The organism is Marinobacter antarcticus, from assembly GCF_011049865.1.
Lineage (GTDB): Bacteria > Pseudomonadota > Gammaproteobacteria > Pseudomonadales > Oleiphilaceae > Marinobacter > Marinobacter antarcticus_A.
This window is the reverse complement of sequence record NZ_DRGY01000065.1, coordinates 1-10,561: the sequence shown is the minus strand read 5'-3', so window position 1 is coordinate 10,561 and position 10,561 is coordinate 1. Positions and strand designations below refer to the sequence as shown.

Here is a 10,561-nt window from a genome sequence, read left to right as displayed (position 1 = left end):
GAAGCCCCTGACGTACTGGGCCGGTACAGAACCCAGCAGGATGGCGCCAACGGCAAAAGCGAGCTCGGCAAGAACGAGTTCATGGAGCTGATGCTGGCTCAGCTGAAAAATCAGAATCCGCTGGAGCCCCAGGATAACGGCGAGTTTATATCGCAGCTGGCACAGTTCAGCTCGCTCGAAGAAATGCAAAAGCTGTCGGGCACCGTTGAAGATGTGGTGGGGCAGTTCCGCTCTACTCAGGCGCTTCAGGCCTCGGCGATGGTTGGCAAGACCGTTCTTGCGCCTTCTGAGGTCGGCATTCTGGGTGCAGAGGGTGAAATCTCCGGCAATATTCAGGTGCCAGCATCCACCGGTGGTGTGCGGTTGTCTATCCAGAGCCCGAACGGCGAACTGGTGCGCCAGATGGATCTTGGTAGCAGTGCAGCCGGGGTCAAGGCGTTCAGTTGGGATGGCAAAGACGGCAACGGCAATAGCTTGCCGCCAGGGCCGTATCGAATTGTGGCCGAAGCCTCTTACCCCCAGGGTAGTGTGCAGCTTCCGTCTCTCGTCAGCGCCAATGTAGACAGCGTCTCGTTGGGAAAGAACGGGTCCGTTACTTTGAACCTGGCAGGCATGGGTTCCATTGCGCTGTCAGATGTTCAACAAATTAATTAATACCGGTGTCAGACCAGGGGTGAATCATGGGGTTTAATACAGGGCTTAGCGGTCTTCGCGCGGCAGCGGTAGATCTGGACGTAACAGGCAACAACATTGCGAACGCCAGTACCGTTGGTTTTAAAGGCAGCCGCGTTCAGTTTGGCGACCTTTATGCCAGCGGCTTTCTGAGCGGGGGGTCCAACACGGTTGGCGACGGCGTAAATGTTCAGGACATAAAGCAGTCATTTAGCCAGGGTAATATCAGCTTTACAGACAGCGGTCTGGATATGGCCATCGAAGGCGATGGTTTTTTTATCCTGAATAATGGCGGCGAAACTCGTTACTCGCGGGCTGGCCAGTTCACCATCGATAAAGATGGTTTTGTGGTGAATAATCAGTCTATGCGGGTTCAGGGTTACACTGCCGACGGTGATGGCAACCTCTCGGGTATCCGCGGTGATTTGGAAGTTGCGACCGATAACCTGGCACCACGCCGTACAACCAATCTGCGCTCAGACCTGAACCTGGATTCCCGCCAGTCGGTTCTTGAATCCCGGGTACGCGATGTAGGACCACTCGCATTCGGTAGCGTGAGCGGCGAGCAGTTCAGCGTAACCTATTCAGATGGTACCCCGGCTTATCCTGTGGACCTGAGTGGTTTGACCACAGCGCGACAGGCTGCAGACAAGCTTACTGCCGCCCCTGGCTTGAGTGCCTCAGCGACAACAACCGCGCAGGTGCCACTCACTGACGCCGATATTGCGGCGGCAGGCGGCGCGTTCACATTCGACCTCAGCGTTAATGGGGCACCGCTTCAGCTTGATACCAGCAACGTAAGCACACTTGATGATCTCAGGGCGGCCATTAATCGCTCAAGTGATACGGCTATCTCTGCCGCCATTGTGGATGACGGCAGTGGTAATGACGTTCTGCGGGTCACCCACAATCAAGGCGAGAATCTCGATATCACCTACACCGGAGGTTCGGTGTCAGAAACAGGCGATATCAACGTAACGGGTGATCGCACGATTGCCAACGTAAATCCGGTTGGCGCGTCTGGCACAAATTTCGTCACCGAATACGGCCAGTCTCCTATTCGGATAACCAATGAATTCAGCGCGCAGGATCAACGCACCTACAACCATGCTACATCGACGTCGATTTTTGACAGTCTGGGCAATTCCCACGAGCTGACCCAGTTCTTTGTCAAAGAGCCTTCACCCGGGAACGGGGTGGGCGTGAGCGAATGGTCTGTGTATCTGCAAATCGACGGTGAAATGGCAGCGGGCACGGACACAACGCCCTTCACAGCGCGATTTGATCAGAACGGCACTTTGCAGTCTATCGACGGCAACCCCAACGGCGAAATACTGATCAGCGACTGGGTTCCAAAGGACAAGAACGGTCAACCCAACGGTGCTGATGGCCCTCCGGCGCCCGGTGCCGCGGTGGTTACGCCCATTCCGGAACCGCCGACCTCATCGGCCTTTGTGCTCAACCTTGGCGAAACAACCCAATATGGCGCAGCGTTCGGTGTGGATGATCAACGCCAGAATGGCTACACCACAGGGCGTTTGTCTGGCCTTGATGTTTCCGGCGAGGGAACCCTTTTTGCCCGCTACACCAATGGCCAGTCCAAAGCGCTGGGTCAGGTTGCGCTGGCGGCGTTTAATAACACCAACGGTTTGTCGCCAGTTGGGGATACCAGCTGGGTTGAAACCTTTGAATCAGGGCAGGCCATTATAGGCCAGCCAGGCACAGGTACACTGGGCGGTATCAAAGCAAGCTCGGTGGAGGAATCCAATGTGGATCTTTCCGCCGAACTGGTGAACCTGATCATTGCCCAGCGCAATTATCAGGCGAATGCAAAAACCATTGAAACCTCCGATGCGGTCACTCAGACCATCATCAATCTCCGCTAATCCGCTTTAATATAGATATGGCATGACTCCTGCAAGAATTCTGGAAAAGCACTGGAAACAGTCAAAATTCCGGCAGGAGTTTTCCCATGGATAAAGCACTTTACATCGGTATGTCGGGCGCCAAGCAGAATATGCTTTCCCAGCGTGCCCATGCCAACAACCTGGCCAACGTAAGCACCACAGGGTTCAAGAGAGACTTTGCTCAGGCCCGCAGCATGCCAGTGTATGGGGAGCATTATCCTACCCGTGCATACGCCATGGCAGAGCGCCCGGGAACAGATCTTTCAGCGGGCGCCCTGATGCAAACTGGCCGCAAAATGGACGTTGCCATCGAAGGTGACGGCTGGCTGGCTGTTCAGAACAACCTCGGCGAAGAAGTCTTTACCCGCTCCGGCAGCCTGCAAATTGATGTGAATGGCATGGTGCGTCTGGCCGGCGGCGAGATGGTGCTGGGCAACGGCGGCCCGGTGGCGCTTCCGCCCTTTGATAACGTTCAGATCGGCGCTGACGGCACCGTGTCGATCATTCCGGTAGGTGGTCCCCCGGATCAACTGGTTCAGGTTGATCGGCTGAAGTTGGTGAATCCGCCAAAAGAAGCGCTGGAAAAAGGTCTGGACGGATTTATTCATCGCAAAGCGGATCAGGCGATTGATGGCGAAGAGCCGCCAGACGCTGCACTGCGAGTGGCCTCTGGCTTTCTTGAAAGTTCCAATGTGAACGCTGTGGAAGAAATGATCTCCAACCTTCAGCTGTCCCGTCAGTATGAGATGCAGGTGAAAGTTATGCGCACGGCAAAGGATAATTCCGAGGCGGCGGCACGACTGTTGCAGAACCTCTGATAACTGTTGAAAACAAGGCCAACCAGGGCAGAAGCGGCAAACGTTCGCCGCACGCCAGACACCGGCAAGGAGTAATAATTATGCTTTCGGCTTTATGGGTTAGTAAGACGGGTCTCAGTGCCCAAGACACCAACATGGCCACTATCTCCAACAACCTGGCCAACGTGAATACCACGGGTTTCAAGCGAGACCGTGCGGTATTTCAGGATCTGCTGTATCAGATCAATCGACAGCCCGGCGGCATGAACACCCAGAACTCCGAGCTGCCCTCGGGTTTGCAGCTGGGTACCGGTGTGCGGGTCGTTGGCACCGCAAAGCAGTTTAGCCAGGGCAACCTGCAAGTTACCGAACAGCCTCTGGACCTGGCCATCGATGGCCGCGGTTTTCTGCGAATCCAGCTTCCTGACGGCCAGACCGGGTACACGCGAGACGGTCAGTTCCAGCTCAACGCAGCCGGTGATGTGGTGACACCGGCGGGTTACGCGCTTCAGCCGAACATTAACGTGCCTGCGAACGCCACAACCGTGACGATCGGCAAAGACGGCACTGTGTCTGCTATCACCGATGACCAGGCTGCGCCAATCAATCTGGGGCAGATTACTCTGGTGAATTTCATCAACCCACAGGGGTTGCAGGCTATCGGTGACAACCTGTTCAAAGAAACCAACTCCAGCGGGGATCCTACGGAAGGCGAGCCGGGGCTGGCCGGGTTGGGTTCATTGCAGCAGGGCATGGTGGAGTCTTCCAACGTGGAGGTGGTTGAAGAGCTGGTGAATATGATTACCACGCAGCGAGCTTATGAAATGAACTCCAAAGTGGTTTCTACCACAGACAAAATGCTCCAGTTTATTACTAACAACATCGGCTAACATTCTGAAACATCAGAGCTTTAGATGAGTAGCGCGAGGCAAAAAGTGAAACAGGTGAGGAACGAGCTCATGAAATCAGTCACATCAACAACCTGGTTCGCCAGACCGGCAGGAACGTTTCTGATGGTTTGGGTGCTTATCGTGTTGCAAGGATGTACTGCCATGAGCCGACCAAGGGCCGAGCCCGACGATCCCGCCTACGCACCCGTGCGCGCCCAAGCCATGATGCAGCGCAACCCGGAATCCGGAGCCATCTACCAGAGCTCGCGAAATTACAATTTTTACGGGGATACGATCGCTCTGAATGTTGGCGATGTACTGACGGTCACACTCAAGGAGTCCACTCGCGCCAGCAAGAATGCGGAAACCAAGATCAGGAAGGACAGTGATATCTCATTGGTGGAACCCAATATTCTGGGTAAGAACAGTATTGGTCTCGCGACGGCAATTAAGAATGAACGGGATTTTAAAGGCAAGGCAGAAGCCGATCAGAGCAACAGTCTGGCCGGCAGCATTACCGTTACCGTAACCGAAGTGCTGCCAAACGGGGTATTGAGAGTTCGCGGTGAGAAGTGGCTGTCACTGACAAACGGCGAAGAGTATGTGCGATTAACCGGTTTGGTACGCCCGCAGGATATTTCCCCGGGCAACATGGTGGCCTCCAGTCGCATAGCGGATGCCCGCATTGCGTACGGCGGCACAGGTGATTTTGATCAGGCAAACCAGATGGGCTGGCTGGCCAGATTCTTCAACAGTGAGTGGTGGCCCTTATGATGATACGCCGATGCGCAGTGTTCTCTCTGGTGCTGGCCCTTTTGGCCGCGCCGGTGATGGCCGATCGCCTGAAGGATCTTGCACGAATCAAAGGTGTGCGTAATAACCAGCTTGTGGGCTACGGTCTGGTGGTGGGCCTGAATGGCACCGGCGACAAGGCACCGTTCACCAATCAAACGTTCCGCAACATGATGACCCAGTTTGGTATTACCCTGCCAGAAGGTGTGAACCCGAAACTGGCCAACGTGGCGGCGGTTACGGTGAGTGCAACACTGCCGCCGTTTGCCAAGGCCGGCCAGGAAATCGACATTACCGTGTCGTCCATCGGTAATTCCGACAGCTTGCGAGGCGGAACACTGCTGATGGCGCCACTCAAAGGCGCTGATGGCAACGTTTACGCCATGGCGCAGGGCAGCCTTACCGTCGGCGGGTTCGGTGCCGAGGGGAGGGATGGTTCGCGCATTACCGTGAACGTGCCCAGCGTAGGGCGCATTCCCAACGGGGCGACGATTGAGCGTGAAATCGTCTCACCCTTTACGCGCGGTGACACCATTACCTTTCACCTGATGCGCCCGGATTTCACAACGGCGCGCCGTGTGGTTGAAGTGGTCAATGATAACCTCGGCCCGGATATGGCCTACGCCCACGATGCAACGTCCATTTCTGTGCGTGCGCCCCGAGACCCCTCCCAACGCGTGAGCTTTCTTTCTATTCTGGAAAATCTTGAGGTAGACCCGGCGGAAGATGCTGCAAAAGTGGTCATTAACAGCCGCACCGGCACCATCGTTATAGGACAGAACGTGAGGGTTAGCCCGGCAGCCGTTACTCACGGCAACCTCACAGTAACCATCCAGGAAAACCCGAACGTGCAACAGCCCAACCCGTTTGCCGGCGGCACAACCACAGTTGAGCAGGATACCCAGATCGCCATTACCGAGGACCCCGCCCGCATGTTCAAGTTTGGGCCGGCCGTTACATTGAACGAAATTGTTCAGGCCGTAAATCAGGTGGGCGCTGCACCTGGCGATGTAATGGCCGTGCTGGAAGCGCTCAAACAGGCTGGCGCGTTGCGCGCCGAGCTCATTGTTATCTAGGTGACATGATGCAGGACTATCAGCTTCAACAGGCCAGGATATACACAGATTTCAGCGGACTGAATGCCCTGAAAAGCGGTGCCCGTGAAGATAAACAACAGGCACTTGAGGAGGTTGCGCGCCAATTCGAAAGTATTTTCTTGTCTGAGATGCTGAAGTCCATGCGCAAAGCCGGAGACGTGTTGTCTGAGGGAAATTACCTGAAAAGTAGTCAGTCGGAATTTTACCGCGACATGTTCGACAGTCAGATGAGTCTGAGCATGACAGGTGGCGAAGGAACCGGGCTTGCTGACGCTCTGGTACGACAGTTGGGTAAAGATATTCCCGGAATCAACAAAGAGGGCGAACCGCTGGCGGCCCAAAAGACCATGCTGGCGGACTATCAGCGCAGTTTGCCCCGGCTTTCGCCGCGATTGCCGGAGCGCGTTGACGAAGTGATTGAAGCTGCAGCGGCAACAAAAACAGCTCCGACGCTCGCGGAGAAAGCCGTTGATATGCCGGAACAATTTGACTCCCCGGAGCACTTTGTCAGCACGCTGCTCCCTGTTGCTGAAAAAATCTCCGCTGACACCGGCATTGATCCCAAGCTGATGGTGGCACAGGCTGCCCTGGAGACGGGTTGGGGTCGCCACATGATCCAGGGTGATGGCAGCCAGCCCAGCTATAACCTTTTCGGGATCAAGGCCGACAGTCGCTGGCAAGGCGATACGGTAACCATCACCACCACCGAATTCCGCGAGGGCGTGCCGATGAAAGAGCGTGCAGACTTCCGCGCCTATCAGGATTACGAGTCCAGCTTTCGGGATTACGTGGCATTTCTGGAATCGAATCCGCGCTATCGGGACGTGCTTGCCAGCGCAGATCAGCCTGATGTTTTCGCCAGAAAACTCCAGGAAGCCGGGTACGCTACAGACCCGCAGTACGGTGACAAAATCAACCGGATTATGAATCGTGATTCGTTGATGACACTTTCAATGGATAAAGGCACCGGGGAGTAACGATTATGGCAGGACTGATAGGCATTGGCCTGACCGGTATCCTTGGTAACCAGAGCGCTCTGAATACGACCGGCAACAACATTACCAACGCCAATACGCCCGGCTATAGTCGCCAGGAAGTGGTGTTTGAAACCCAGCAGGGGCAGCGCACGGGTGCCGGAACGATAGGTAAGGGGGTCAGTGTTGCGGATATCCGCAGGCTGGCGAACGAATACCTTGTGCAACAGGTACGTGAAGACAGCACGTTGACCGGTGAACAACAAGCACTGAACTCCGAGCTGAGCCGGTTGGACAACCTGTTGGGAGGTGAAACGACCGGGTTGAACAATGCCCTGAACAATTTCTTTGCGAGCCTGCAAAATGCCGCAGAGGACCCCGCTTCTTTGCCTCAGCGCCAGTTGGTACTAAGCGAAGCCCAACAGGTGGTTAACCGCTTTCAGGCGCTGAGCCAGGAGTTTATTCAGCAGCGCGAATCGGTGAAGACGCAAATGCAGCAGGGCGTTAAAGACGCCAACACGCTGTTGAAAAGCATCGCGGATCTGAACCTGGCCATCTCTGAATCCCCGGGTCTGGCTCAGGGCAGAATGCCGAACGAGTTGTTGGATCAGCGGGATGAAAAACTGCGCCAGCTTTCTGAACTGGTCAACATACGCGTGACAGAAACCGAAGGCAGCCAGGTAAACGTTTCGCTTTCCAACGGCCTGTCTCTGGTTGTGGGAAACAACGCCGCGCAGCTCGGCACCCGGGGCAGCGCGGAAGATCCCACCCGGCTGGAATTTACGCTCACAAATGGTGGGCGCACGCTCAATATTGACGAACAGATCAGTGGTGGAAAGCTTGGCGGGCTCAGGCGCTTTGATAATGAGGCGCTGAAGCCGGCGTTTGATGAGTTGGGGCGGATCGCCATAGGCGTTGCGGCCAGCATGAACGACCAGCACCAAATCGGTATGGACCTTGAAGGCGATCTGGGCGGGCTGTTTTTTAACGACGTGAACGACCTGGCGGTCCAGAGAAGCCGGATTGTAGCGAACGCCAACAACCAGTTGCCCAGAGATGGCCAACTGGCGGTCGAAATTACCGATAGCACCAAATTGCCGGCTGGAAGCTGGACGCTGCAGTTCAGCGGCGATGGGCGCAATTTTGAGCTTATCGATAAGGCCTCTGGAAAAATTGTAAATCAGGGCCGTTTGCCAGACCCGGTTCAGTCTGAAATCACCATGCCTGGTTTTAATATCCGGGTGGAGGATGGAACCTTCAATGCCGGGGACAAGTACCTGATTCAGCCCAGCCGTAACGCAGCAGAATCAATCGGTTTGCAAGTCAATCGTGAAGAAGATCTTGCGTTTGCCAGCCCGATACGGGCTACCACCGGTGATCAGAACGTTGGCACTGGCAAAATCGATCAGGGCACCATGCTGAACGTGCGCAGCCCGTTTACCGGTTCTCTGTTGCCAGGCTTTCAAACGGCTGGTGAACTGGCAAACGGGCCTTTGACCATCGCTTTTGCGGCGGGCGGCCCATCGGGCATGACCTTTACTGTGACCGGCCCACCGCCGGCGAGCGCCACGGTGGGCACGGCTAACCAGCCCTATGAAGCCGGCAAGATCAATACGGTGTTCAGCGACGACCCAGCTGCAGGCGCTGATTATCAGGGTTTTCAGTTCAAGCTGACCGGTCAGCCGGCAACCGGCGATACTTTTGAAATTGCCTACAACAGCAATGGCGTCTCTGATAACCGCAACGCCGAACTTTTGGCAGGTCTGGGTACGGCCAACACGCTGAACGGCAAAAGCCAGAGCTTCACCGAAAGCTATGCCGGGCTGGTAGAAGATATTGGTGTAAAAACCCGCCAGAGTCAGTTTGATCTGGAGGCGGGTAAAACTCTGCTGGAGCAATCCACTGGCCAGCGGGAGTCGGTTTCAGGCGTAAATCTTGATGAAGAAGCCGGCAAACTGATTCAGTACCAAGCTGCCTATAACGCCTCGGCAAAGGTTATTTCGGTGGCCCAGGATTTGTTCAACACGTTGTTGCAGACGTTCCGATAACAGACGAGGTGATGTGACATGATCAGAATTTCATCACAGCAGGTATTCTCGGGCGGTATTAACCGTTTGCAGGAGCTGAACGCTAATTTGAACAGCACACAGCAGCAGATATCCACGGGTAAGCGAGTGAACAAGCCTTCAGACGATCCGGTGGCTGCGGCCCGTATTCTGAAGCTTGATCAGGAGCTGTCTCGGGTTAAAACCTATGAGCGCAATGTCAGCCTTGCAGACAACCGGCTCAAACAGGGCGAGAGCGCTCTGGCTAGCTCGGTAGACGTGCTCCAGCGGATTCGTGAGCTCACCGTGCAGGCTGGCAACGGCTCGCTGTCCCCCAATGATCGCCGTTCGGTTTCTTCAGAGATGAAAGAAAGGCTGGGCCAGCTTGCCAATATTGCAAACACCCGGGATGCGTCGGGCGAGTATATTTTCAGCGGCTTTCAGGGTTCGGTTCAGGCTTTCCAGCAAAACGACGAAGGAAAGTATGTATACCAGGGCGACGAGGGCCAGCGGGTTTTGGGAATTGATGACGGAGTGACGGTACCCATCAGCGATAATGGCAAAGATATTTTTGTGAACGTGCCCGCTGCGGCTACCGGCGAATACACCAACAACGTTTCCGGTGGCTTTATTTCAGGCGTTGCAATCGTGAATGAAGCGGATTTGAGTGCGGCCTACGGTAGTGGCTTTCCAGACGATATCACCATCACCATAGACGGCGCCGGCACGATTCAGGCGCAAGACAGCCAAGGCAATCCGCTGGCGGTCAGTCCCCCTGCTTATGAAAGCGGTGAGTCGTTCGTGATTGCCGGAGTGGAAGCAACGCTTTCGGATGTAACGCCGGGAGCAGGAGACACCTTCACGCTGAAGGTCAACGAACGACAATCCATTTTTGGCACGCTCGAAAACCTGATCACCGGCCTTGATTTCATCGATAAAGGATCGCCCGCAGGTAATGCCGGTTACAACGATCTGATTGCGCAATCTCTCATGAATCTCGACAGCGCCCAGGAGAGTATTATCCTCAAGCAGACAGAGCTGGGTGGGCGCCTGAACGCTGTGGAATCCACCAAAAGCTTTCTTGCAGATTCTTCGGTGTATACCAATGAAATTCGCTCCCAGTTACAGGATGTAGATTACGCTGAGGCGATCAGTAATCTCAGCTTCCAGAGCTTTGTATTGCAAGCTGCGCAGCAGTCATTTGCGCAGGTTTCCCAGTTGTCGTTATTCGACCGGTTATAAATTTTACCGATCTGAAGAAACTCACGGGCTCTGTGTGTTGCTTTCACGATCAGGCTAAGTATAATCCTCCCACTCTTCGTTGGCGGCGTGGTGGAATTGGTAGACACGACGGATTCAAAATCCGTTGCTAGAAATAGTGTGGCGG

9 protein-coding genes are annotated in these 10,561 nt (G+C 55.1%); all 9 read left to right on the top strand.

From position 1 onward, the window contains the following. Positions 1 to 654 (top strand): flagellar hook assembly protein FlgD (locus ENI00_RS08350; RefSeq protein WP_304101273.1); only part of this gene is annotated, 654 nt, incomplete at its 5' end. 26 nt (positions 655 to 680) lie between these two features. After that, the gene (locus ENI00_RS08345) at positions 681 to 2,558 is read left to right on the top strand and encodes a flagellar hook protein FlgE (protein WP_304101271.1); all 1,878 of its coding nucleotides are present in this window, start codon (positions 681 to 683) and stop codon (positions 2,556 to 2,558) included. 86 nt (positions 2,559 to 2,644) lie between these two features. Next, on the top strand, positions 2,645 to 3,397 hold the full coding sequence (locus ENI00_RS08340; protein WP_304101268.1) for a flagellar basal body rod protein FlgF: 753 nt from the start codon (positions 2,645 to 2,647) through the stop codon (positions 3,395 to 3,397). Positions 3,398 to 3,477: 80 nt separating this feature from the next. After that, positions 3,478 to 4,266 carry a flagellar basal-body rod protein FlgG gene (gene flgG / locus ENI00_RS08335; protein WP_304101266.1) on the top strand — a complete coding sequence of 263 codons (789 nt, stop codon included), beginning with the start codon at positions 3,478 to 3,480 and terminating at the stop codon, positions 4,264 to 4,266. A 69-nt stretch (positions 4,267 to 4,335) separates the two neighbouring features. Beyond that, positions 4,336 to 5,040, top strand: coding sequence for a flagellar basal body L-ring protein FlgH (flgH, locus tag ENI00_RS08330; RefSeq protein WP_304101264.1), 705 nt, complete (start codon positions 4,336 to 4,338; stop codon positions 5,038 to 5,040). Then, the gene (locus ENI00_RS08325; protein WP_414674236.1) at positions 5,037 to 6,134 is read left to right on the top strand and encodes a flagellar basal body P-ring protein FlgI; all 1,098 of its coding nucleotides are present in this window, start codon (positions 5,037 to 5,039) and stop codon (positions 6,132 to 6,134) included. The genes flgH and ENI00_RS08325 overlap by 4 nt, the downstream gene beginning before the upstream one ends. 8 nt (positions 6,135 to 6,142) lie before the next feature. Further along, on the top strand, positions 6,143 to 7,132 hold the full coding sequence (flgJ, locus tag ENI00_RS08320; RefSeq protein WP_304101262.1) for a flagellar assembly peptidoglycan hydrolase FlgJ: 990 nt from the start codon (positions 6,143 to 6,145) through the stop codon (positions 7,130 to 7,132). 5 nt (positions 7,133 to 7,137) lie between these two features. Further along, on the top strand, positions 7,138 to 9,177 hold the full coding sequence (gene flgK / locus ENI00_RS08315) for a flagellar hook-associated protein FlgK (RefSeq protein WP_304101260.1): 2,040 nt from the start codon (positions 7,138 to 7,140) through the stop codon (positions 9,175 to 9,177). A gap of 18 nt (positions 9,178 to 9,195) precedes the next feature. After that, the gene (flgL, locus tag ENI00_RS08310; RefSeq protein ID WP_304101258.1) at positions 9,196 to 10,416 is read left to right on the top strand and encodes a flagellar hook-associated protein FlgL; all 1,221 of its coding nucleotides are present in this window, start codon (positions 9,196 to 9,198) and stop codon (positions 10,414 to 10,416) included. Positions 10,417 to 10,561 lie beyond the last annotated feature (145 nt).

Bases quoted from the DNA above. Each gene is read 5' to 3' on its own strand.
- flgG (WP_304101266.1), top strand. From the start codon at position 3,478: ATGCTTTCGGCTTTATGGGTTAGTAAGACGGGTCTCAGTGCCCAAGAC.
- flgK (WP_304101260.1), top strand. From the start codon at position 7,138: ATGGCAGGACTGATAGGCATTGGCCTGACCGGTATCCTTGGTAACCAG.
- ENI00_RS08340 (WP_304101268.1), top strand. From the start codon at position 2,645: ATGGATAAAGCACTTTACATCGGTATGTCGGGCGCCAAGCAGAATATG.
- flgH (WP_304101264.1), top strand. From the start codon at position 4,336: ATGAAATCAGTCACATCAACAACCTGGTTCGCCAGACCGGCAGGAACG.
- flgJ (WP_304101262.1), top strand. From the start codon at position 6,143: ATGCAGGACTATCAGCTTCAACAGGCCAGGATATACACAGATTTCAGC.
- ENI00_RS08345 (WP_304101271.1), top strand. From the start codon at position 681: ATGGGGTTTAATACAGGGCTTAGCGGTCTTCGCGCGGCAGCGGTAGAT.
- flgL (WP_304101258.1), top strand. From the start codon at position 9,196: ATGATCAGAATTTCATCACAGCAGGTATTCTCGGGCGGTATTAACCGT.
- ENI00_RS08325 (WP_414674236.1), top strand. From the start codon at position 5,037: ATGATGATACGCCGATGCGCAGTGTTCTCTCTGGTGCTGGCCCTTTTG.